The following is a 22,392-nucleotide window of genomic DNA, read 5'->3' on the forward strand; positions in this document are numbered from 1 at the left end:
CATGGCCACCACGGTCGCGCACGCGCACCTCGCCCCCGTCGAGCTGGAGGACGCGGAGGACGTCGACCGCAGCCTCCCCGCTCGTGCACTGCCCACCTGGGGACGACGGCACGCGGCCTGGCTGGCCGGTGCCGTCGCCGCCCTCCTGCTCGCGCTGGTCGGCGTGCAGTCGGTGCTCGACGCACGCGAGCGCGAGCGCCTGGAGTACCTCGCCGACGTGCCCGGCGTGCTGAGCCCGCTGAACGACCCGCCGGGCGCGCTGCGGCAGTGGGCACCGAGCGCCGGCGCGCTCGTCGCCGAGGACTCCGCGGGCCACTGGGCCATCGGCGCGCGGTACCACCTCGGCGGGGTCGACCTGCGCGGAACAGACCCGGACACCGGCGACGTCCTGTGGTCGGTGCCGTTCTCCCTGGACGACGCGCTGCCGCCCGGCGGGCGCTCGGAGTTCCCGGCTGTCTGGGTGCGCTGCACCACGACCGCCTCCACGGACGGACCCCGGGCGGTCTGCGCGGGGGAGGTCTCGCCCGTACCCATCGGCGGTGCCGTGACCCCGTTGCTCGTCCTCGACCCCGCGTCCGGCACGATCCTGGCGACCGCCGGCCTGGCACCGGGTTCGCTGTGGTCGGCGACGGGGTCGCACCTGGTCGTCGCCACCCCCGCGCGGGACGCCGCCGGCTCCGTGCGCTGGACGCTCGTCGCGACCGACCCGGCCACCGGGGACGTGCAGTGGCGCCGCCAGACCCCACTCGTGCCCGAGGTCCACGCGGTGCGCCTCGGCGACCGGGTCATCCGCTCCCGGGCTGACCTGACCAGCGACGACGACCGGGTGCTCCTGACCGACAGCGGGCACGCCTGGCTGTTCGGCGCCGACGGGGAGCCGCGCGGCGACGTGACCGTCGAGAACGACGGCTGGGCCGAGCTGGCCCGCGCCGACACGCTGGTGTGGACACCGTGGCAGGCGTCCGCGGTCCCCGCCGGCATCCTCGTCACCCGCGACGGCACCCGCACCGCGGTGGGCGAGCGACCCGCCCGGCTCGCTGTCGACGACGGCAGCGCGCCCGACGTCGTGCTGCTGTCCAGCGACCGGAGCGGAGGCGACTCCCTGCATGACGGACTGCTCGTCGGTCGCGACGCCACCTCCGGCGAGGAGCTCTGGCGCCTGACCGGCACCACCGGCGAGGCCCTGCTCGTCGACGGCGTCGTGCACGTCGCGCAAGGTCACGAGGTCCGCGCCGTCGACGCCCGGACGGGCGAGTCCCGCTGGGTCGCGGACGTCGGCGCACCACCGGTGTACGTGGGCACCGACGGAGCGCTCGTCGTCGTCATCACCGCCGACCGCACCCTGCGCGGGTTCGACCGGGCCGGTGGACAGCTCGCGAGCGTGGCCGACATCGCGCGGCACCTGGCCCGCGACCCGGGCGGCGTCGACCAGGTCAGCGAGTACGGCGGACGGCTGCTCGTCCGGTTCCGCGACGGGTCGGGAATCGTCGTCGGGTGACGTGAGCATCCTCACACCCGGGTGTGGACCGTCCACACCGATGTGGCATGATGACCGCGGGCCACCGAAGGATCCCTCCTTCAGCGGCCCGTGTCATCGAGGACACTCTTGACACTCTTCACTACGGATCGTCCGGCACGTACCTGCCGGTGAAGGGATTGATCAGCCATGGCAACGGTCACTTTCGACAAGGCCTCCCGGGTCTACCCGGGCACCGAGCGCCCCGCGGTCGACGCGCTCGACCTGCACATCGAGGACGGCGAGTTCCTCGTCCTCGTCGGCCCCTCCGGTTGTGGTAAGTCCACCTCGCTCCGCATGCTCGCGGGCCTCGAGGACGTCAACGCGGGCCGCATCCTCATCGGCGACCGCGACGTCACCGACGTCCAGCCGAAGGACCGGGACATCGCGATGGTGTTCCAGAACTACGCGCTGTACCCGCACATGACGGTCGCCGACAACATGGGCTTCGCGCTCAAGATCGCCGGCACCCCGAAGGCGGAGATCCGTCAGCGCGTCGAGGAGGCTGCCAAGATCCTCGACCTCTCCCAGTACCTCGACCGCAAGCCGAAGGCCCTCTCCGGTGGCCAGCGTCAGCGCGTCGCCATGGGCCGTGCCATCGTGCGTTCGCCCCAGGTGTTCCTCATGGACGAGCCGCTGTCGAACCTCGACGCCAAGCTCCGCGTCCAGACCCGTACGCAGATCGCGTCGCTGCAGCGTCGTCTCGGTGTCACCACCGTCTACGTCACGCACGACCAGACCGAGGCCCTCACCATGGGTGACCGCATCGCGGTTCTCAAGGACGGCCTCCTGCAGCAGGTCGGCACGCCGCGCGACATGTACGACACCCCGGCCAACGTCTTCGTCGCCGGCTTCATCGGCTCGCCGGCCATGAACATCGGCACGTTCCCCGTGCTCGACGGTGTCGCCAACCTGGGCCGCGCCCGCGTTGCCGTCCAGCGCTCGGTCATCAGCCAGTTCACCGACGACGACAAGAACCACGTCACCGTCGGCTTCCGCCCCGAGTCGCTCGACGTCGTGCCCGCCGGCACGCCGGACGGCATCCCGGTGATCGTGAACATCGTCGAGGAGCTCGGCTCCGACGCGTTCGTCTACGGCTCGCTGACCAACGAGTTCGGCCACGCCGACGCGGTGCACTCCGGTGCCGGCGACGCTCAGGTCATCGTGCGCGTCGACCCGCGCCAGGTCCCCTCCAAGGGCGAGACGATCTACGTCCGGATCCGCGAGGGCGAGACGCACCTGTTCCACGCGGGCTCGGGCCAGCGCATCGAGGCCTGACACTCGCACCACGCGACAGGGCGGTCCCGGCTTCGGCCGGGGCCGCCCTGTTTGTCTTCGGCTGACGCCGCCCTGGCTGTCTGGCGCCCCTTCTCAGCCCCCCGTTGTCGCATTCGTCAGGCTGCCCCGTCGGTGTTCTCTGAGAGGATCGAACCCATGAGCCCGACGCCGCAGCGCCTGCAGATCACCGCGGCCTCGCCCGACCCCGCGCTGCTGGACCTGCCGTGGCACATCCCGCTCGAGGAGTGGCCGGCCGAGACGCTCGCCGCCCTCCCCCGCGGCATCTCCCGGCACATCGTGCGGTTCGCCAAGATGTCCGGCCGGGTCATCGCGGTCAAGGAGATCGGCGAGACGGTGGCCTACCGCGAGTACGAGCTGCTGCGCCAGCTCCGACGCCTCGACGTCCCGAGCGTGGAGCCGGTCGGCGTCATCACCGGCCGTTCCGACCCCGACGGCGAGCGGCTGGAGGCGGTGCTCATCACCAAGCACCTCTCGTTCTCGCTGCCCTACCGCGCGCTCTTCAGCCAGTCGCTGCGCCCCGACACCGCGACCCGGCTCATCGACGCGCTCGCGGTCCTCATGGTCCGGCTGCACCTGGTCGGCTTCTACTGGGGTGACGTGTCGCTCTCGAACACGCTGTTCCGGCGCGATGCCGAGACCTTCGCGGCCTACCTGGTCGACGCCGAGACGGGCGACCTGCACGACAAGCTGTCGGACGGTCAGCGCGGGTACGACCTCGAGGTCGCGCGCGTCAACATCATCGGCGAGCTCATGGACCTGCAGGCCGGCGAGTTCCTCGAGGAGGACGTCGACGCCGTCGCCATCGGGGACGCCCTCGCCGAGCGGTACGGCGAGCTCTGGCGTGCCCTGACCGAGTCCGAGTCGTTCACCTTCGGAGACCGCTGGCGGGTGCAGGCGCGCATCGACCGCCTCAACGACCTCGGCTTCGACGTCGGCGAGCTCGACATCACCACCGACGTCGACGGCACCAGCGTCCGGATCCAGCCGAAGGTCGTCGACGCCGGGCACCACTCCCGTCGGCTCATGCGCCTCACCGGTCTCGACGTGCAGGAGAACCAGGCGCGCCGGCTGCTCAACGACCTCGACGAGTACCGCGCCGCCACCGACCGGCAGCGCGAGGACGAGTCGTTCGTCGCGCACGACTGGCTGACCGAGATCTTCGAGCCGGCCGTCCGCAGCGTCCCGCGGGACCTGCGCGGCAAGCTCGAGCCCGCGCAGATCTACCACGAGCTGCTGGACCACCGGTGGTACCTGTCGGAGCAGCAGGGCCGCGACGTGCCCATGAAGCAGGCCGCCAAGAGCTACGTGAAGAACATCCTGCCGACGCGTCCCGACGAGCAGGCGATCCTCGGCGTGCAGGCGGGCGAGATCCCGGACACCGACATGATCCCGCAGGTGGACCCGGACCAGATCATCGGCTGACCCGGCACGCTAGCCCCGCTGGCGGGCGACCTCGAAGAGGGCGATGCCCGCGGCGACGCCGGCGTTGAGGGACTCGACGGCCGACGCGATCGGGATCGACGCGATGGCGTCGCACTGCTCGCGGACCAGCCGCGACAGCCCCTTGCCCTCGGAGCCGACCACGAGCACCAGCGGGTCGGTCGCGTACGGCAGGTCGGTGATCGACACGTCGCCGCCACCGTCCAGCCCGACGACGAACACCCCGGCCGCCTTGAGCCCCTGCAGCGTGCGCACCAGGTTGGTCACCCGGGCGACCGGCACGCGCGCCGCAGCACCCGCGGACACCTTCCACGCCGACGCCGTCACGCCCGCCGCACGCCGCTCGGGCACCAGGACGCCGTGCGCACCGAACGCGCCGGCCGACCGGAGCACCGCCCCGAGGTTGCGGGGGTCGGTCACGCCGTCGAGCGCGACGATCAGCGCCGGCCGGTCGGTCTCCGCAGCGGCGTCCAGCAGGTCGTCGTCGTCCGCGTACGCGTACGGCGGCACCTGGATGGCGACGCCCTGGTGCACCGACCCGTCGGTGAGACGGTCCAGCTCGGCGCGGCTGACCTCGAGCAGGGGGTAGTTCGAGTTCCCGGCGGCGCTGATGATCTCGCGCGTGCGGTCGTCGGCCTCCAGGCGGGAGGCGATGTACACGGTCGAGACCGGGATGCCCGCGCGGAGCGCCTCGACCACCGAGTTCCGGCCGGACACGATCTCGTGCGTCGAGCTCTTCCGACCGCCCTTGGACCCGGCCGCGCTGCGGCTGGCGCCCGCCGACTGGCGTCCCGACGTGCCACGCGTCCCGGCGACCGCCCGGCGCTCCGCGGCGAGCTTCGCCTTGTGCGCGGGGTGGTACTCGCGGTCCTCCGCCTTGGGCGTCGGCCCCCTGCCCTCGAGGGACCGGCGGTTCTTGCCACCCGTCCCCGCGCTGGCGACCTTCTTGGAGCCGCCCTTGCGGACGGCGCCGCGACGCTCAGAGTTTCCGGCCATGTTCAGTTCTCCATTCGTGTGGAGCCGAGCCGCCCGCTCTCGCGGGGCTCAGCCCTCGTCTCGGGGGTCGGTGTCGGCGCGCGCGGCCAAGGACCAGCGCGCTCCGGAAGAGGAGTCCTCGACGACGATGCCGGCCGCGGCGAGGCGGTCCCGGATCGCGTCGGACGTGGCGAAGTCACGGGCGGCACGCGCCTGCGCACGGGCCTCCAGCTCAGCGGCGACGACGGACTCCAGCGCCCGCGCATAGCGTGCGTCGCTGCCGTGGGCGCGCCACTGGCTGCCGCCGGGGTCGAGGCCCAGGACGTCGAGCATGGCCCGCAGCACCACCATCGCGGTGCGGGACTCCTCCAGGTCGCCGCGCGCGAGCGCGGAGTTGCCGGTGCGCAGGTGCTCGTGCACGACCGCGAGCGCGGCGGGCACGTTGAGGTCGTCGTCCATCGCGGCGACGAACTCGGCGGGCAGCTCGACGCCGGCGACCTCCGCGTCGTCGGCGACCCCTACCTTCTCGGCGGCGCGCTCGACGAACCCCGCGAGGCGGTCCCAGGTGGCCTCGGCCTCGCGCAGGGTGTCGTCGGTCCACTCGAGCATCGAGCTGTACTGCACCGCGGTCATGGCGTAGCGCAGGACGGCCGCGCGCTCCTTGGCCAGCACGACGGTGACCAGCAGGCCGTTGCCGAGGGACTTGCTCATCTTGGCGCCGCTCTGCGTGACCCAGCCGTTGTGCAGCCAGTACTGCGCGAACCCGTAGCCGGCGGCCCGCGACTGGGCCTGCTCGTTCTCGTGGTGCGGGAAGCGCAGGTCGAGCCCGCCGCCGTGGATGTCGAAGGACTCCCCCAGGTACCGCTGCGCCATCGCCGAGCACTCGAGGTGCCAGCCCGGGCGGCCGCGGCCGAACGGTGTGTCCCACGAGGCCGTCTCCGGCTCGCCGGGCTTGGCGGCCTTCCAGAGGGCGAAGTCGCGGGGGTCGCGCTTGGCGTCGTCGTCGACGGTGCCGTCGGGCGCGGGGATCATGTCGTCGACCCGCTGGTTGGTCAGCGCGCCGTACTCGGGGTAGCTGCGGACGTCGAACCACACGTCGCCGGGCCCGGAGGTGTACGCGTGACCGGTCTCGACCAGACGGTCCATCAGCTCGATCATCGCCGGGACGTGACCGGTCGCGCGCGGCTCGTAGCTGGGCGGCAGCACGCCGAGGGCGTCGTACGCCGCGGTGAAGGCCCGCTCGTTCGTGGCGGCCCACGCCCACCACGGCTCACCGGCGTCGGCGGCCTTGGCCAGGATCTTGTCGTCGATGTCGGTCACGTTGCGCACGAGCGTGACGCGGTGCCCCGTGCGACGCAGCCAGCGCACCAGCACGTCGAACGCGATGCCCGAGCGGAGGTGCCCGATGTGCGGTGGCGCCTGCACCGTGGCCCCGCACAGGTAGATGCCCACCTCGTTCGGCACGAGTGGGACGAAGTCACGCACCGTCCGGGTCGCGGTGTCGAAGAGGCGCAGGGTCACCGGTCAAGGCTACCGGCGCAGGACCCCCGCGCCTTTCACACCCCCGCACCCCCACCATCCGCTCGCAACGTCCGCGGATTCGAGCGTCATGGCGACCGAATGCTCGGACGCTACGGGTGGTGGATCGGACGTCCGCGGAAACGAGCGTCCCGGCGACCGGATGCTCGGACGTGGTGGGTGGCGGGGGTCAGCCGAAGGTGTGGTGCTCGCCGCGGTAGGTGGGGACCGTGTCCTCGATGGTGGTGCCGCGGACCAGGTGGACCTGCTCGAAGCGCTCCATGACCTCGCCGGACTTCGCGTGCCGGAACCAGACCCGGTCCCCGACGCGCAGGTCCGCGCCGCTCGACAGCCGCAGGGGCGTCTGCACCTCACCGGCGCCCTCGCGGCTGGTCAGCGCCAGCCCGGCGGGCCAGACGGGGCGCGGCTGGCGCGACTTCGTGGCGGGCCCGGACGCGATGTACCCGCCGCCGAACACGGTGGCGAAGCCGGGGCCCGGGATGCGGACGACGTCGAGCCCGAAGAACGCGGCCGGTCGGGGGGTGAACGAGCGGTAGGCGTCGAAGAGGGTCGGCACGAACAGGCCGGAGCCGGCGGTGACCTCGGTGACGACAGGGTCGGCGGCGCTGGACGCCACGGAGCCGGAGCCGCCGGAGTTGACCAGCGACAGCTCGTGACCGACGGCGGTCTGCACGGCGTCCACGACGGCCGCGCGGCGGACGGCCAGGTCCCGGATCGACAGCCGCTTGACCGCGCGGACGGCAGGCGAGGAGTCGGGGAGCCCGGCGACCTGCGCCTCGTAGAACATCACGCCGACCACGTCGACCCCGGACCGGCGGGCGATCAGGGCCGCGAGCGCCCCGGCGTCGGCGGCGGAGTGCACCGGAGAGCGCCGGACGCCCAGGTGCGCGGCCACTGGGCCGAACCGCACCTTGAGGGACGCGTCGACGTCGAGGCAGAGGCGCAGCGTGGTGCCGTGGGCGTCGGCGGCCCGGGCGGCCAGCTCGACCTGGGCGGCGTCGTCGACCATGAGCGTGACGGCCCGGGCGGCGACCGGGTCCGCGGCGAGGGCGTCGAGCGCCCCGGTGTCGACGCTCGGGTAGCCCAGCAGGACGTCGTCGACCCCCTGCGCGACCAGCCAGAGCGCCTCGCGCACGTTGTAGCCCATGACGCCCGCGAACCCGGGGAGCGCCAGGACGCGGTCGAGCACGTGCCGGACCCGGACGGACTTGCTGGCCACGCGGATCGGCGTCCCGGCGGCCCGGACGACGAGGTCCGCCGCGTTGGCGTCGAGGGCGTCGAGGTCCACGACGGCGAGCGGCGCGGCCAAGCCACGCGTCGCCTCGTCGAGACGCTCGCCCAGGGTGCCGGTCATGCACCGGCTCCGGCGGTGACGGGTGCGCCGGTGTGCCGGGTGACGCCGAAGCGGCCGGCGAAGATCGCCACGACGACCACCAGCACGATCGGGACGGCGAACCCGTAGTGCAGGGAGGACGTGCTGCCGATGGCTCCCACCAGCACGCCGCCGAGCACCGCTCCGACGTAGTTGAAGATGTTGAGCCGCGCTACGACCGCGTCCGCGTGCCCCGGCGCGAGGTCCCCCGCCGCCGAGAAGCACAGGGGTGCGATGACGCCGAGACCGGCGCCCGCGACCGCGAAGCCGGCCAGTCCTGCCCACGGTCCGGGTGCGGCGACGACGAGGACGAGCCCGGCGGCGCCGACGAGCGCCCCGGTGCGCAGCACGACCACCCGGCCCCATCGCCGCACGAGCGGGTCGCCGGCCAGCCGCGACGCCAGGGTCGTCGTGAGGTAGGCGGCGTAGCCCAGGGGCGCGAACGACGCGGCCGCCAGGAGGACGTCGCCGAGGTAGATGGTGCTCCAGGTGGAGATCGCGGTGTCGGCGACGTAGAACGCCACGACACCGAGCCCGAGCAGGAGGACGGCCCCCCACGGGACGACGGGCTTGGCACCGTCCGTGACGGGCAGGGCCAGGGCCTCGTCGGGCGTCGCGACGCCGTCCGCGCGGACCGGGACGGTCACCCGCCACCCGGCGCGCAGGACGCCGACAGCCGCGAGGAGCGCCACCAGCGTCCCGGCCAGCAGGGCGACGGCGACCGGGTCGGTGGGCGTCCGGCCGACCGTGGCCGCGACGAAGACGGCGCCGGCGATGCCTCCGACGGACCACGAGGCGTAGAACCCGGTGAGGAGCGACCGGCCGTACTCGCGCTGGATGGCGACGGCCTGCATGTTCGTGCCGGCGTCGACCATGCCGAGCCCGATCCCGTAGACCGCGAACCCGAGGGCCAGCACCGCGAAGACGGGCGCCACGGCTGCGATGACGACGGCCGTGGCGACGATCAGGAGGCCCGCTCCGAGGACGATCCGGCTGCCGCCGGCGGACCGGGCGACGCGGTCGGCGACGACCGTGCCGACCGCGGCCATGAGGCAGACGCCGAGCACGACGAGGGTGACCTGCCCGTCGTCGATGCCGTACCGGTCCTTGAACCCCTCGAGGCTGGTCAGCACGGTGGCGTAGGCGAAGCCCTGGCCGGCGAACCCGGCCGAGACCGCGATGCGGGCACGACGGGCCGACGCGACAGCAGGGGCGCTCACGCGAGGGTCGCGGCGGTGTCAGCCTCGAGCGAGGTCGGGACGGCCACCGTGGCGAGGAAACGCCCGAAGCCCTGCAACCCGGCGCGGGCTGCTTCGCTGTCGCCGTCGACGAGCCAGGCGAGCGAGAAACCGTCGATGACCGCGACGACCGTGCGTGCGAGGGTGCCGCGCGGGACCGTCCAGCTGACGTGCGCGGACCGCTCCACCAGGTCGAGGACCTGCTCGGCGGCGGCCCACTGGCCGCGGTACTGCTCGATGGCGACCTGGTTGAGCTCGGCGTGCCGCAGCGAGGACGTCGTCAGCTCGTAGCTCAGCAGCTGCGGGCCGCGGGAGTCGCGGATACCGGCCCACAGGGCGTCGATGACGCCTTCGATGACGGACTCGGGGTCGCGGGCCTCCGGGGGCAGCTCACCCAGGCTGCGCTCGAGGTTGGCCGACGTGATGGCGTGGGCCATCGCGCGCAGGAGCTCGTCCTTGTCCTGGAAGCAGTAGTGCACGACGCCCAGCGAGACCCCGGCCTCTGCGGCGACGGCGCGCACGGTGGCAGCATCGATGCCGTCCCGGCTCGCGACGGCGAGCGCAGCCTCGATCAGCTGCTCGCGCCTCTCGGCCACAGGCAAGCGGTTCATGACAGGGTTCCCCTCCCTCTAGCGACGGCCCCACCGGCCGACCACCGCCCGGTGGGCGAGGCCGACGCCTCCCCCAGTGCACAGTTCAATAGCACTTGTCACGATAGTCAAGGACTTGACGCACTTGACTTGGACAACCGACCAGGACAACCTGTCACCATTATGGGACGACTGTCGACATCCGGCGACTGGCAGAACTGGGCTCGCACCGCTCGTGCGACGCCCCGCCGGGTGCTGCACCCCCGTGACCTGGGAGAACTCTCCTCCGCCGTGCGCGCAGGCGCGTTCGAGGGGCTCCGCGTCCGGGCGCTGGGCGGGGGGCACTCGTTCACCCCCGTGGCGGTCACCGACGGGGTCCACATCCGTCTCGACTCGTTGGACGCACTTGAGCGTGTCGCGCCCCAGGAAGACGGCACGACCCACGTCACCGTGGGTGCCGGAATCCGCCTGGGCGCTCTGAACACCCTGCTGGCGGACCGCGGGCTGGCCATGCGCAACCTCGGTGACATCGACAAGCAGTCGATCGCGGGGGCCATCTCGACCGGCACGCACGGCACCGGCGCGAAGCTGGGCGGGCTGGCCACGCAGGTCGTCGGCGCCCGGCTCGTCACTGCGACCGGCGAGGTCGTCGAGACCTCCCCGACGCAGCAGCCGGAGCTGTTCGAGCTGGCCCGGCTCGGCCTGGGCAGCGTCGGCGTGCTCGCCGCCGTGACGCTCGAGGTGGTCCCGGCGTACCGCCTGGAGGCCCGCGAGGAGCCGTGGCCGCTGGACGAGGTCTTCGAGCAGCTGGACGGCCCGGACGGCCTGGTCGAGAGCAACGACCACTTCGAGTTCTACTGGTTCCCGCACACGCGCCGGGCGCTGACCAAGCGCAACAACCGCGTGCCCGACGACGTGGTGGTCCCCCTGCCGCGGCTGCGCGGGTGGGTCGACGACGAGCTCCTGTCCAACGCGGTGTTCTCGCTGGCCAACGGCGTCGCCACCCTGGCGCCCTCGACCACGGCGTCGATCAACGGGTTCGCCGCGCGCGCCCTGTCCTCCCGCCGCTACACGGCACCGTCCGCGGACGTCTTCGTCTCCCCGCGCCGGGTGAAGTTCCGCGAGATGGAGTACGCGGTGCCGCGCCACCAGCTGGTCCACGTGCTGCACGAGATCGACGCCTGGATCGAGTCGAGCGGCGAGCGCGTCCCGTTCCCGGTCGAGGTCCGGTTCGCCGCGGCGGACGACCTGTGGCTCTCGACGGCGCACGGGCGCGAGACGGCGTACGTCGCGGTGCACCAGTATCTGCGGCTGCCGTACGCGCGGTACTTCGCGGCCGTCGAGCGGATCGTCGCCCAGGTGGGTGGCCGGCCGCACTGGGGCAAGATGCACTGGCTCGAGGCCGAACAGCTGGGCGCCCTGTACCCCCGGTTCGCGGACGCCCAGCGGGTGCGCGCCGAGGCAGACCCCACCGGCGTCTTCAGCAACCCCTACCTGGACCGTCTGCTGGGGTCCGGCCACCGCCTCGCCGCGTAGGCCTACCGCTTCGCGACCGTCGAGCCCCGGATCACCAGGCGGCCGGCCACGTACTCGGTCCCGGACCCGGTGTCCACGCCGTCGAGCGCGGCGAACACCCGCTGGGCGGCAGTGCGTCCGAGCTGCTGCAGGTTGGCGTCGATGCTGGTCAGCTCCGGCCGGGAGTTGGTGGTCAGCACCTCCCAGTTGTCGAACCCCATGACGGCGAGGTCGTCGGGCACGGTCCGGTGCAGGTCGCGGGCGGTGTCGAGGGCGCCGCGGGCGATCTGGTCGGAGCCGCACAGGATGGCGTCGATGTCGGGGTGCCGGGCCAGCAGCACGGCGGCGGCGTCGCGCCCCCAGCCCTCGGACCACTCGCTGTACATGACGTCGCCGACGAGCTCGCGCCCGGCGGCGTGCAGGCCGGCCCTGACACCCTCGGCGCGGTCACGGGCGGCCGCGTAGGCGGGCTCGCCGGTGATGTGCGCGATGCGCGAGCGCCCGCAGGCGATCAGGTGCTCGACGGCGATGCGGCCCGCGCTGACGTTGTCGGGGGTGATCGACAGGTCGGAGGGGTCGTCGGACGGCGCGTACGCGTAGACGACCGGGACCGGGATGGCGTGGCCGAGCGAGGGGCGGGGATCCGTCTGCCGGCCGACGACGATGAGGCCGTCGACGCGGCGGCTGAGCAGGGCGCGCAGGTGGTACTGCTCGCGGATGGAGTCGCCGCGGGCGTCACAGAGGAAGACGTTCACCTTGCCGGCGCCGAACGCGTCCTCGGCGCCCATGAGGATCGGGATGACGAACCGGCCCTCGAGGTCGCTGGTCAGCAGGCCTACCGTGCCGGTGCGCCCGGCGAGCAGCCCGCGGGCGAGCGGGTTGGGGCTGAACGAGAGCCGTTCGGCTGCCTCCACGACGCGCTGCCGGGTGCTGTCCTTGACCTGGTCGCGTCCGTTGAGCGCCTTCGAGGCCGTCGCCACCGAGACGCCGGCGAGTCGCGCGACGTCGGAGAGCGTCACGGCGCGGGCTTGTTCGACGCGGGCCACCGGAACCACCTCCTCGAGGGCGAATGCCGTTCGTGATCGAACTGTAACCGCACCACCCCGTTGACGCGCCACCCCTGCCCGCTCTATCTTCAGAAAACCTTTTCGGCTTGTTTCGGGATCGGGTCGGTTCGTCGGAGTTGCTCTAGGTGTGCACGTCAGGGCGCCGGAGCGGCACCGTGGGACCGACCGGTGCGCCCCCTCCGATCCGCGGGCACCGACAAAGGGTTTCGCCCCATGAACCCGAGGTGCCGATGACGGCACCCGCTCGACGAAGAGCACGAGGAGACGCCCATGAGGATCACCCGCACCCGGTCGGCAGGCACCCGCCTGGCCGCCGGGATCGTGACGGCCGGTTTGCTGGTCGGGCTGGCGGCGTGCAGCAGCGCAGACGACGGCGGTGGCAGCGACGAGGCCGTGACGGCAGGCCCGGACGGCACCGACGACGGCACCACGCTGACGCTCTGGACCCGCGCACCCCTGGAGAAGCAGGCCAAGCTGCTGGTCGAGGCCTACAACGAGTCGCACGAGAACCAGGTCGAGCTGACCGTCGTCCCCAACGACGACTACGTCGCCAAGGTCGGCGCCGCCGCCGGCTCGGACGGCCTGCCGGACCTGTTCGCCGCCGACATCGTCTACGTGCCCAACTGGGTGCAGCAAGGCCTGTTCCAGGACCTGACGACGCAGATCGACGGGCTGGAGTTCAAGGACGACATCAACAAGGGCCACCTCGCGGCCGGCACCGCCGACGGCAAGGAGCACGTCCTGCCGTTCGTGCTCGACCTGTCGATGCTGTTCTGGAACAAGGAGCTGTTCGCCGAGGCCGGCCTCGACCCGGAGAAGGCGCCCGCGAACATGGCCGAGTACGCCGAGGCCGCCAAGGCGGTCCAGGCGCTGAACAAGCCCGACACCTACGGCACGGCGACCGGCCTGAACTGCGGCGGCTGCCTGGTCTTCACCTGGTTCCCGTCGGTCTGGGCCGACGGCCAGGAGGTCATGACCGAGGACGGCACCGAGTCGTTGCTCAACAGCGACACGGCGAAGGACATCTACTCCACCTGGAAGGACCTCTGGGACTCCGGCGCGGTGCTCCCGTCGTCCGAGGACGAGGCCGGTCCGACGTGGACCGCCGGCTTCACCGAGGGCAAGGTCGGCCTGATGTTCTACCCGGCGACCTTGCTGTCGTCGACCACGGGCTTCGACGTCGGTGTGTCCGGCATCCCCGGCCCGGAGGGCGGCGCCTCGACGTTCGTCGGCGGTGACGGCATCGGCGTCTCCAAGGACTCGGAGAACGCGGCCCAGGCCTGGAACTTCCTGTCCTGGATGATGTCCGAGGACGCGCAGGTCGAGGTGCTGGCCAAGAACAACGACGTCGTCTCGCGCGCCGACCTGGCGGACAACGAGTACGCGGCCAAGGATCCCCGCCTGGTGACCATCAACGAGGTCGCCGGCCAGGGTGACACCCCCGTCGCGCTGAACTTCCAGCAGGCGTTCAACGCACCGAGCAGCCCGTGGCTGACCCTGGTGCGCGACGCGGTCCTCGGCGACGGGGCGAACGTCGACGCGGACAACGACGAGATCACGGCGGTGCTCGGGCAGTAAGCCGTGACCGGTGGGGTGCCGTTCACGCCACGGCACCCCACCTCCCACCCCCGGAAGACCGCACGAGAGGCACCCTCGATGACCGTCCAGACGGCCACTCCCGCACCACCCCGCCGACGCGCGAACGGCCACCGCCTGCGCGGCTGGGCCTACGCGTCGCCGACCGCCCTGTTCGTGCTCGTCCTGTTCGTGGTGCCGCTGGCCCTCGTGTTCCGGATGAGCGCGTCGAAGTGGCCGCTGCTCTCGGGCGACCAGGGGATCAACTTCCCCGACAACTTCACCGCCGCGGTCGACAACCGGTTCTTCGTCGACTCGGTCGTGTTCACGCTGAAGTACACGATCCTGGCGACCATCCTGCTGATCGCCCTCGGCCTCGGCCTGGCGCTGATGGTGCAGGAGTCGTCGCGCTGGAAGGGGTTCCTGCGCACGTCGTTCCTGGTGCCGAGCGCGCTAGGCCTCGCGTCGGCGTCACTGCTCTTCTACGTCCTGTACTCGCCGCTGGCCGGACCGCTGGCGCCCTTCATGGAGCGCATGGGCTGGAGCTTCCTCGGCTCGCCCGACGCTGCGCTGGCCTCGACGCTGTTCCTCATCGTGTGGCGGTACGCGGGCTTCTACATGCTGCTGATGCTCGTCGGCCTGCAGGCCATCCCCGGTGACATCTACGAGGCGGCCCGCATGGACGGCGCCAACCGGTGGCACACGTTCTCCAAGATCACGATCCCGCTGCTCAAGCCCACCCTCGCGCTGACCACGATCCTGTGCGTCACGGGGTCGCTGCTGGCGTTCGAGCAGTTCTACATCCTCACCAAGGGCGGCCCGGACAACAGCACCATCACCGTGGTCCAGCTCATCTACTCGGTCGCGTTCCAGGGCCCGAACGACCTGGGCGTCGCCGCGGCGCTCTCCGTGATCGTCCTGGCCGCGCTCGTGGTCATCAACGTCGTCCAGCTCCGCGCCTTCCGCGGCTCGGACGAGAGCTGAGGGGCCGACGATGACCATCGCCAGCGTGCAGAACCACCCCGACGCCGACGTCCCGGCGATCCTCCCGACGCACCGCTCCGCACCCCCGACGACGATCGCCGGTCTCGCGCTGCGCACGCCCTTCTGGGTGTTCTCCGGCGCCCTCGCCGTGATCTTCCTGTTCCCCCTGGTCTGGACGTCGGTGGCCTCCGTGTCGCCGCACCCCGGCACCGGGCAGGTGGACGGCTGGGGCTTCGGCAACTACCGCACCCTCGCCAACTACCAGGCCGGGATCTGGCAGTACCTGTTCAACTCCGTGTTCGTCTCGGGGCTGTGCGTGGTGCTCACGCTGCTCATCTCGACGCTCGGGGGGTACGCGTTCGCGCGGTTCCGGTTCCCCGGCCGCAACGCCCTGTTCATGCTCACGCTGGCGATCCTCATGGTCCCGTACGCGACCCTGCTGATCCCGCTCTACGTGCTGCTCAACACCCTCGGGCTGCAGAACTCGCTGGTCGGCGTGGCCCTGGTGCTCACCATGTTCCAGCTGCCGTTCTCGACGTTCATGATGCGGATCTCGTTCGAGTCGATCCCGCGGGAGCTGGACGAGGCCGCGATGGTCGACGGCTGCTCGTCGTTCTCGGCGCTGTGGCGGGTGCTGCTCCCGGCGGTCCGCCCGGGCCTGATCACGGTGGGCCTGTTCGCGTTCCTCGCGGCCTGGAACGACTTCTTCGCGCCCCTGATTCTCATCAACGACTCGAACAAGATGACGCTCCCGCTCGCCGTGTCCAACCTGCGCGGCCAGGTGCAGGGCGTCGTCGACTACGGCGCCACCGAGGCGGGCGTCGTCGTGCTCGCGCTGCCCTGCATCGTGCTCTTCCTCCTGCTCCAACGACACTACGTGCGCGGCTTCATGTCGGGTGCGCTCAAGGGATGACGATGACCTCCACTACCACGACCGCCGGCTCCCCCATCGCACCGGTCGCACCCTCGCACGGCGCCCTCCGCCCCCTGGGGCTCGACGACGTGCAGATCACCGGGGGCTTCTGGGCGCAGCGGCAGGCCGTCAACGGCTCCGCGAGCCTCGCGCACATCGAGCACTGGATGGAGCGCGAGGGCTGGATCCCCAACTTCGACTCCGCCGCGGCCGGCACCCTGTCCGACCTCGACCGCGGTGGCCGCGAGTTCTCCGACTCGGAGGTCTACAAGCTCCTCGAGGCCATGGCGTGGGAGATCGGCCGCACGGGCGACGCCGCCCTCGACGGCCGGTTCCGCGCGCTCGTCGGGCGCATCGCTGCCGCCCAGGAGGCCGACGGCTACCTGAACACCAACTTCGGCCGGCCCGGTCAGCGCCCCCGGTACTCCGACCTCGAGTGGGGCCACGAGCTCTACTGCTTCGGCCACCTGTTCCAGGCGGCGGTGGCCCGTGCCCGGACGCGTCCCGACGCCGACGACGGCCTGCTGGCGGTCGCCCGCCGCGCGGCCGACCACGTGGTCGCGGCCTTCGGCCCGGACGGCATCGCGTCCGTCTGCGGGCACGCCGAGATCGAGCCCGCGCTGGCGGAGCTGGGCCGCGCCACCGGGGAGCGCCGCTACGTCGACCAGGCCGCCCTGTTCGTCGAGCGCCGCGGCACCGGGACGCTCGCGGACATCGAGCTCGGCCGGGCGTACTACCAGGACGACGTCCCGGTGCGCGACGCGACCGTCCTGCGCGGGCACGCGGTGCGAGCCAACTACCTGGCCGCCGGCGCGGTCGACGTCGCGGTCGAGACCGACGACGAGGACCTGCTCGACGCGCTGACCACCCAGTGGGAGAACACCGTCGCGCGCCGCACCTACGTCACCGGCGGGCAGGGCTCGCAGCACGAGGGCGAGGCGTTCGGGCACGACTTCGTCCTGCCTGCGGACCGCGCGTACTCCGAGACGTGTGCCGGCATCGGCTCGGTGATGTTCTCGTGGCGGCTCCTGCTGGCCCAGGGCCTGCCCCGGTACGCGGACCTGGTGGAGCGCACGCTCTTCAACGTCGTCGCGACGTCGCCGTCCCACGAGGGCACCGCGTTCTACTACACGAACACGCTGCACCAGCGGGTGCCCGGGACGGTCCCGCCGACGGAGGTCGCGAGCCCGCGGGCCTCGTCGTCGCTGCGGGCGCCCTGGTTCGCCGTGTCGTGCTGCCCGCCGAACGTCGCCCGCACCCTGGCCAGCCTCGCAGCCTACGTCGCGACCACCGACGACGACGGCCTCCAGCTGCACCAGTACGCTCCGGCCCGCATCCGCACGACGCTGGCCGACGGCCGCCGCGTGGAGCTCGACGTCGAGACGGCCTACCCGACCGACGGGGTGGTCCGCGTGACCGTCGCGGCCACCGAGGACCGGCCGTGGACGCTCACCCTGCGGGTCCCCTCGTGGGCCGACGGCGCGGAGCTCCGCACCCCGGACGGCGTGCAGCCGGCCCCCACCGGCACGGTCTCGGTGCACCGGCGGTTCGCCGCGGGCGACGTCGTCGAGCTGCACCTGCCGATGGAGCCCCGGGTGTCGAGCCCCGACCCCCGGATCGACGCCGTCCGCGGCTGCGTCGTGGTCGAGCGCGGTCCGGAGGTGCTGGCACTGGAGTCCGTCGATCTCGACGGCGCCGACGTCTCCGCGGTGCGCCTGGACCTGACCGCCGGCGTGCGCGAGGCCGACGGGCGCGTGCTGGTCACCGTCGTCACCGCCGCGCCGGCCGACGACGCCTGGCCGTACGGCTCTCCTCCGGCGCCGGCCGACCAGGCACGCGCGGAGGCTCCGCTGATCGCGTATCACGACTGGGCGAACCGGGGACCGTCGACGATGCGGGTGTGGCTGCCGCTGGCGTGAGTCACCCGACGGGGTGATCGGCGTACTCCCAGCAGCCTGGCTCTGGCCCTCGGGCCCGGGTCAGGTGCAGAGTGTGCCGGTGGCCCTCACCAGCAGGGCCGTCGTCGCGTGCGCGTACGGCGGTCCGGACGTCCTGCGTCTCGTCGACATCGACCCCGGCGAGCCCGGCCCCGGCAACGTGCTGGTCGAGGTCCGGGCGGCAGGCGTGAACCCCACCGACTGGAAGGGCTACGCGGGCGTCTACGGCACGAACCCCGCGAACCTGCCCATGCGGCTCGGGTACGAGGTGTCCGGCGTCGTGAGCGCGGTCGGGCCGTCGGTGCGCTGGCTCTCCCCGGGCGACGAGATCATCGCGTGGCGGGTGAGCGGTGGCTACGCGGACCGGATCATCGTCTCCGAGCAGGTCACCGTGCGACGGCCGGCGAACCTCGACTGGCCGGCCGCGTCCGGGCTGCTGCTCTCGGGCGCCACGGCCGTCCACACCCTCAGCGCGACCGGCACCCGCGACGGCGACGTCGTGCTCGTGCACGGCGGCTCGGGCGGCGTCGGCCGCATGGTCGTCCAGCTGGCGGTCCTGCGCGGCGCCCAGGTGATCGCGACGGCCTCCCCGCGGCACCACGACGACCTGCGTGACCTGGGCGCGAACCCGGTGGCCTACGGCGACGGCCTGCTCGAGCTGGTGCACGAGGCCGCCCGGCACACGGGCGCCGTCACGGTCGCCATCGACACCGTCGGCACCGACGAGGCCCTGGACACGTCGGTCGCCGTGGTCGCCGACCGCGACCGCATCGCGACGATCGCCGGCTTCGGCCGCGCCGGGGAGCTGGGCATCAAGGCGCTGGGCGGCGGACCCGGTGCGGACCCCGGGACCGCCGTGCGCGAGGCGGCGCGGGCGCAGCTGGCGGAGCTGGCCTCCGACGGGACGCTGGACGTCCGCGTCGCGCGGACCTATCCCCTCTCGGACGTCGCCCAGGCCCACCGTGACGGGCAGGCGGGTCACTCCGCGGGGAAGCTGGTGCTGGTGCCCTGACGGGCGTCCGCGGGCGTCTCAGAAGGGCAGCGGCGGCGGTGTCTCGCTGATCTCGCGGCGGTTGTGCTCGTCGAGCTCCCGCAGTCCGGCACTGGTCGCCTCGAGCACGTCGAGCGGCACGCGGACCCGGATCCGGATCGCCTGGACGCCGTTGTCCCGGACGGGCAGGAGCGGGCGTGCGAGCGCTCCCACGATGGGGAGCCTCTCGGTCTTGGCGTCCGACGACTGTGTCACGCCGGGGACGGTACTGGACTGGAGGACCGGACGCTACCCCAGAAATCGGACACGCCGTCGAACCTGCGTGCACACGCCGGAGTACTACGCGGTATCGATATCCACCGCGAGCGCACGGAGCTCGTCGAGCACCCGACGGACCACCAGGCGCTCGGCGCGGTCGCGTCGTAGGAGCGCGTCGATCCGCCGGCCGGCCCGGACGCCCGCGAGCGGCACCAGGCGCACGCGCGCCCCTCCTCCGAACGTGTACCGAGGCAGCAGGGACACCCCGTGACCGGCCTCGACCAGGGCCTCGACCACGTGGAAGTCGTTGACGCGGTGCACGATCCGCGGTGCGGCGCCCGACCGGGCGGCGACCGCGCCGAGCACCGTCGCGACGGGGAACCCCTCCCGCACCGCGATCCACGGCAGGTCGCGCAGGTCGTCCGGGCGGACCTCGGTGCGCTGCGCCAGGGGGTGGTCGAGCGGGACCGCCACGTCGAGCGGCTCGCGTAGCAACGGCACCACCTCGACCGCCCTGCCGCCGGCCCAGCCGAGCCCGTCGTCGGGCCGGTGCGCGACGACGACGTCCATCCGGTCCGTGAGCGCCACGAAGTCGTCCTGCGCGACGTCCTCGTCGGTGCACTCGAGGGTGATGCCCTCGATGGCAGCCACGCGTGCCAGCAGGGCCGGCAGCAGCAGCTGGGCGCCGCTCTGGAACGCGGAGACCCGGACGACACCCTGCGGCCGCTCCAGGAACTCGTCGCACGCGGCACGCGCGCGCTCGAGGGCGACCGCCACGTCCACCGCCGCCTCGGCCAGCGCCGCCCCGGCGGGGGTCAGCCGCACCCCGCGCCCGATCCGCTCCGTGAGCGGTACGCCGACCTCGCGCTGCAGGAGCGCGACCTGCTGGGACACCGCCGACGGGGTCAGGTGGAGCACGGCGGCGGCTGCCGTCACGCCGCCCTGGGTGCCGACAGTCCGGAGCGTCTCGAGCGTGCGCGGATCCATGCAGCAACGCTACATCGTCACATCATGACATTTCGATGGTGCTGAACGATGACAGCCCGCATGCTCGGGACCATGCCCACCCGCGACCGACTGATCGCCGCTTTCGTCGCCGTGCTGTGGGGGCTGAACTTCCCGGCCATCCACCTGTCGCTCGAGCAGTTCCCGCCGTTCTTCCTGGTCGCGCTCCGGTTCGCCCTCCTGGCGATCCCGACCCTCCTGCTGGTCCCCCGGCCCACCGCGCCCTGGCGCTGGATCCTGCTGTACGGCCTCGGGTTCGGCGTCCTGCAGTTCGTGTTCCTCTACCTGGCGATGTCCAGCGGCATGCCGACCGGGCTGGCGTCGCTGGTCCTGCAGTCCTCCGCGCCGTTCACGGTGCTGCTGGCCGGGGTGTTCCTGCGCGAGCGCATCACCGCGCGACAGGGCGCCGGGATCCTGCTCGCCGTCGTCGGCCTGGCGGGCATCGCGGCGCACCGCGCCGGGCTGGCCGGCGGCGCCACGCTGGTCCCCGTCCTGCTGACCCTCTGCGGCGGGCTGGGCTGGGCCGTCGGCAACCTGGGCAACCGGCGAGCCATGCAGGCGCAGCCCGGCGAGCCGTTCCGGCTGCTGCTGTGGATGTCCGTCGTGCCGCCCCTGCCGCTGCTGGCGCTCTCCCTCGTGGTCGAGGGTCCCGCGGAGATCGCCGGGTCGTTCCGGGGCCTGGGCAGCACCCAGGGGCTGCTCGCGCTGGCCGGGCTGCTCTTCACGGTCGTCGTCGCGACGCTCGTGGGCACCGGGCTGTGGACCGCGCTCATGGGCCGGCACCCGTCCAGCACCGTGGCGCCGTTCTCGATGCTGGTGCCCGTGGTCGGCATCGGCGCCTCGTGGCTGCTGCTGCGGGAGCGCACGTCCCCGGTCGAGCTGGCGTGGGGTGCGCTGGTGCTCGCGGGTGTGCTGCTGGGCAGCATGCGGCGGCGTCAGCCGGAGGTGCTCACGACCAACGCCGTGGCGATCGCCGCGACGCCCTCGCCGCGGCCGGTGAGCCCGAGCCCGTCGGTCGTCGTCGCGGAGACGCTGACGGGCGCTCCGACGGCCGCCGAGAGCACCGCCTCCGCCTCCGCGCGCCGCTGACCGACCTTCGGGCGGTTGCCGATCACCTGGACCGCGACGTTGCCGATGGTGAACCCCGCGTCGCGCACCCGTCGCGCCGCCTCGGCGAGGAGCGCCGCACCGGCGGCACCGGCCCACTGGGGCTCCGACGTGCCGAAGTTCGACCCCAGGTCGCCCAAGCCCGCCGCGGAGAGCAGCGCGTCCGCGGCGGCGTGCGCGGCGACGTCTGCGTCCGAGTGCCCGGCGAGGGGCTGCTCCCCCGGCCACGCGAGCCCCGCCAGGTGCAGGACGGCGCCCTCGGCGGGGTTCGGCTCGTAGGCGTGCACGTCGACGCCGATCCCCGTGCGGGGCAGTGTGCTCACTCGTCGCTCTCCGTCGGCAGGGCGGCGACCGCGAGGTCCCGCGCGGTCGTGATCTTGGCGGCGCGCTCGTCGCCCGCGACCACCCAGACGGGCTCCCCGAGCCGCTCGACCAGGCCGGCGTCGTCGGAGGCGGCCAGGGCCTCGTCGTGCGCGTCCTCGGCGCCGTGCGCGTGCGCCCGCAGCAGGAGCTCCCGGGTGAACCCCTGCGGCGTCTGGACGGCGCGCAGCTCGGCACGCGGGACCGTCTCCAGCACCGGCTCGACGGTGACCCCGCGGTGCGGGGCGACGCGCTTGATGGTGTCCGTGACCGGCAGGCCGGGGACCACCGCGGGGTGCCCGTCGCGCACCGCCTCGATGACGCGGACGACCAGCGACGCGGGCGCGAGCGGACGGGCGGCGTCGTGCACCAGGACCACGTCGACGTCGGCAGCCCGCGGGTCGGCGTCGAGCGCGGCCAGACCGGCGGCCACGGAGGCCTGCCGGGTGGCGCCACCGGCGACGACGAGCAGCGTGACCTCGGACTCGAGGTCGTCCAGCTCGCGGGCGATGGCGTCGAGGTGGAACGCGGGTGCGGTGACCACCAGCACCCGGACGCGATCGTCGCCCGCCGCGCGCGCTGCCAGGAGATTCCGGGCAGCGTGCGCGACGAGCGACTGACCTCCCAGAGGCACGAGGGCCTTGGGGAGGGAATGACCGAGCCTGCTGCCGCTCCCGGCGGCAGTCAGTACTGCAGCGACACTCACCGTGG

At 72.9% G+C, this 22,392-nt stretch carries 19 protein-coding genes and 1 pseudogene; 10 read left to right on the plus strand and 10 right to left on the minus strand.

The annotated features are described in order from the left end of the window. The first annotated feature begins 1 nt into the window (after position 1). The 3 genes from J2X26_RS02335 (at position 2) to J2X26_RS02345 (ending at position 4,237) form a co-directional block, all read left to right on the plus strand. Positions 2 to 1,498 carry an outer membrane protein assembly factor BamB family protein gene (locus J2X26_RS02335; RefSeq protein WP_307489491.1) on the plus strand — a complete coding sequence of 499 codons (1,497 nt, stop codon included), beginning with the start codon at positions 2 to 4 and terminating at the stop codon, positions 1,496 to 1,498. A gap of 168 nt (positions 1,499 to 1,666) precedes the next feature. Beyond that, a complete protein-coding gene (locus J2X26_RS02340) occupies positions 1,667 to 2,794 on the plus strand; it encodes an ABC transporter ATP-binding protein (RefSeq protein WP_055916969.1) in 1,128 nt (375 codons plus the stop codon). A gap of 156 nt (positions 2,795 to 2,950) precedes the next feature. Further along, positions 2,951 to 4,237 (plus strand): DUF4032 domain-containing protein, encoded by a 1,287-nt coding sequence (locus J2X26_RS02345; RefSeq protein WP_307489494.1) that lies wholly within the window; start codon positions 2,951 to 2,953, stop codon positions 4,235 to 4,237. A gap of 9 nt (positions 4,238 to 4,246) precedes the next feature. Here J2X26_RS02345 and rlmB read toward each other — a convergent pair whose 3' ends face one another. The 5 genes from rlmB to J2X26_RS02370 form a co-directional block, all read right to left on the minus strand. Then, positions 4,247 to 5,251, minus strand: a complete 1,005-nt coding sequence (gene rlmB / locus J2X26_RS02350) for a 23S rRNA (guanosine(2251)-2'-O)-methyltransferase RlmB (RefSeq protein WP_307489496.1) — start codon at positions 5,249 to 5,251, stop codon at positions 4,247 to 4,249. Positions 5,252 to 5,299: 48 nt separating this feature from the next. Then, entirely contained in the window at positions 5,300 to 6,751 is a 1,452-nt protein-coding gene (cysS, locus tag J2X26_RS02355; protein WP_307489498.1) for a cysteine--tRNA ligase, read from the minus strand. 187 nt (positions 6,752 to 6,938) lie between these two features. Next, the gene (locus tag J2X26_RS02360) at positions 6,939 to 8,123 is read right to left on the minus strand and encodes an alanine racemase (protein WP_307489501.1); all 1,185 of its coding nucleotides are present in this window, start codon (positions 8,121 to 8,123) and stop codon (positions 6,939 to 6,941) included. Further along, positions 8,120 to 9,361, minus strand: a complete 1,242-nt coding sequence (locus J2X26_RS02365) for an MFS transporter (protein WP_307489502.1) — start codon at positions 9,359 to 9,361, stop codon at positions 8,120 to 8,122. The genes J2X26_RS02360 and J2X26_RS02365 overlap by 4 nt, the downstream gene beginning before the upstream one ends. Next, on the minus strand, positions 9,358 to 9,990 hold the full coding sequence (locus J2X26_RS02370) for a TetR/AcrR family transcriptional regulator (protein ID WP_307489504.1): 633 nt from the start codon (positions 9,988 to 9,990) through the stop codon (positions 9,358 to 9,360). The genes J2X26_RS02365 and J2X26_RS02370 overlap by 4 nt, the downstream gene beginning before the upstream one ends. A gap of 162 nt (positions 9,991 to 10,152) precedes the next feature. Between J2X26_RS02370 and J2X26_RS02375 the strand changes: the two genes are divergently transcribed. Next, positions 10,153 to 11,505 (plus strand): D-arabinono-1,4-lactone oxidase, encoded by a 1,353-nt coding sequence (locus J2X26_RS02375; protein ID WP_307489506.1) that lies wholly within the window; start codon positions 10,153 to 10,155, stop codon positions 11,503 to 11,505. A gap of 2 nt (positions 11,506 to 11,507) precedes the next feature. Here J2X26_RS02375 and J2X26_RS02380 read toward each other — a convergent pair whose 3' ends face one another. Then, complete coding sequence (locus J2X26_RS02380) at positions 11,508 to 12,530, minus strand: LacI family DNA-binding transcriptional regulator (protein ID WP_307489508.1); 1,023 nt, start codon at positions 12,528 to 12,530, stop codon at positions 11,508 to 11,510. A gap of 291 nt (positions 12,531 to 12,821) precedes the next feature. On the opposite strand from J2X26_RS02380, the gene J2X26_RS02385 reads away from it, so the two are divergent. From J2X26_RS02385 to J2X26_RS02405, 5 genes are all read left to right on the plus strand, one after another. Continuing rightward, complete coding sequence (locus tag J2X26_RS02385; protein ID WP_307489510.1) at positions 12,822 to 14,129, plus strand: ABC transporter substrate-binding protein; 1,308 nt, start codon at positions 12,822 to 12,824, stop codon at positions 14,127 to 14,129. A 78-nt stretch (positions 14,130 to 14,207) separates the two neighbouring features. Continuing rightward, a complete protein-coding gene (locus J2X26_RS02390; protein ID WP_307489512.1) occupies positions 14,208 to 15,110 on the plus strand; it encodes a carbohydrate ABC transporter permease in 903 nt (300 codons plus the stop codon). Between the two features lie 10 nt (positions 15,111 to 15,120). Beyond that, complete coding sequence (locus J2X26_RS02395; RefSeq protein WP_307489514.1) at positions 15,121 to 16,023, plus strand: carbohydrate ABC transporter permease; 903 nt, start codon at positions 15,121 to 15,123, stop codon at positions 16,021 to 16,023. After that, a complete protein-coding gene (locus J2X26_RS02400; protein WP_307489516.1) occupies positions 16,020 to 17,942 on the plus strand; it encodes a glycoside hydrolase family 127 protein in 1,923 nt (640 codons plus the stop codon). The genes J2X26_RS02395 and J2X26_RS02400 overlap by 4 nt, the downstream gene beginning before the upstream one ends. Before the next feature lie 79 nt (positions 17,943 to 18,021). Continuing rightward, on the plus strand, positions 18,022 to 18,972 hold the full coding sequence (locus J2X26_RS02405; protein WP_307489518.1) for an NADP-dependent oxidoreductase: 951 nt from the start codon (positions 18,022 to 18,024) through the stop codon (positions 18,970 to 18,972). An 18-nt stretch (positions 18,973 to 18,990) separates the two neighbouring features. On the opposite strand, the gene J2X26_RS02410 is transcribed toward J2X26_RS02405, so the two are convergent. After that, entirely contained in the window at positions 18,991 to 19,206 is a 216-nt protein-coding gene (locus J2X26_RS02410; RefSeq protein ID WP_307489520.1) for a hypothetical protein, read from the minus strand. A gap of 84 nt (positions 19,207 to 19,290) precedes the next feature. Further along, on the minus strand, positions 19,291 to 20,196 hold the full coding sequence (locus J2X26_RS02415) for a LysR family transcriptional regulator (RefSeq protein WP_307489522.1): 906 nt from the start codon (positions 20,194 to 20,196) through the stop codon (positions 19,291 to 19,293). 72 nt (positions 20,197 to 20,268) lie between these two features. On the opposite strand from J2X26_RS02415, the gene J2X26_RS02420 reads away from it, so the two are divergent. Further along, entirely contained in the window at positions 20,269 to 21,303 is a 1,035-nt protein-coding gene (locus tag J2X26_RS02420; protein ID WP_439897805.1) for an EamA family transporter, read from the plus strand. Here J2X26_RS02420 and J2X26_RS02425 read toward each other — a convergent pair. Both J2X26_RS02425 and ispD read right to left on the minus strand, forming a co-directional pair. Continuing rightward, positions 21,225 to 21,644, minus strand: a pseudogene (locus J2X26_RS02425) (2-C-methyl-D-erythritol 2,4-cyclodiphosphate synthase); the annotation flags it as partial. The gene J2X26_RS02420 and the pseudogene J2X26_RS02425 overlap by 79 nt on opposite strands. Beyond that, entirely contained in the window at positions 21,641 to 22,387 is a 747-nt protein-coding gene (ispD, locus tag J2X26_RS02430) for a 2-C-methyl-D-erythritol 4-phosphate cytidylyltransferase (protein ID WP_307489525.1), read from the minus strand. The gene ispD and the pseudogene J2X26_RS02425, both read right to left, overlap by 4 nt. Positions 22,388 to 22,392: the final 5 nt, after the last annotated feature.

It is taken from the genome of Cellulomonas humilata, from assembly GCF_030814415.1.
Lineage (GTDB): Bacteria > Actinomycetota > Actinomycetes > Actinomycetales > Cellulomonadaceae > Cellulomonas > Cellulomonas humilata_A.

Excerpts from the sequence above, each read along its gene's own strand:
- J2X26_RS02395 (WP_307489514.1), top strand. The coding sequence starts at position 15,121 with ATGACCATCGCCAGCGTGCAGAACCACCCCGACGCCGACGTCCCGGCG.
- J2X26_RS02375 (WP_307489506.1), top strand. The coding sequence starts at position 10,153 with ATGGGACGACTGTCGACATCCGGCGACTGGCAGAACTGGGCTCGCACC.
- J2X26_RS02360 (WP_307489501.1), bottom strand. The coding sequence starts at position 8,123 with ATGACCGGCACCCTGGGCGAGCGTCTCGACGAGGCGACGCGTGGCTTG.
- J2X26_RS02345 (WP_307489494.1), top strand. The coding sequence starts at position 2,951 with ATGAGCCCGACGCCGCAGCGCCTGCAGATCACCGCGGCCTCGCCCGAC.
- J2X26_RS02420 (WP_439897805.1), top strand. The coding sequence starts at position 20,269 with ATGCCCACCCGCGACCGACTGATCGCCGCTTTCGTCGCCGTGCTGTGG.
- J2X26_RS02370 (WP_307489504.1), bottom strand. The coding sequence starts at position 9,990 with ATGAACCGCTTGCCTGTGGCCGAGAGGCGCGAGCAGCTGATCGAGGCT.
- J2X26_RS02385 (WP_307489510.1), top strand. The coding sequence starts at position 12,822 with ATGAGGATCACCCGCACCCGGTCGGCAGGCACCCGCCTGGCCGCCGGG.
- rlmB (WP_307489496.1), bottom strand. The coding sequence starts at position 5,251 with ATGGCCGGAAACTCTGAGCGTCGCGGCGCCGTCCGCAAGGGCGGCTCC.
- J2X26_RS02335 (WP_307489491.1), top strand. The coding sequence starts at position 2 with ATGGCCACCACGGTCGCGCACGCGCACCTCGCCCCCGTCGAGCTGGAG.
- J2X26_RS02400 (WP_307489516.1), top strand. The coding sequence starts at position 16,020 with ATGACGATGACCTCCACTACCACGACCGCCGGCTCCCCCATCGCACCG.
- J2X26_RS02415 (WP_307489522.1), bottom strand. The coding sequence starts at position 20,196 with ATGGATCCGCGCACGCTCGAGACGCTCCGGACTGTCGGCACCCAGGGC.
- J2X26_RS02390 (WP_307489512.1), top strand. The coding sequence starts at position 14,208 with ATGACCGTCCAGACGGCCACTCCCGCACCACCCCGCCGACGCGCGAAC.
- J2X26_RS02340 (WP_055916969.1), top strand. The coding sequence starts at position 1,667 with ATGGCAACGGTCACTTTCGACAAGGCCTCCCGGGTCTACCCGGGCACC.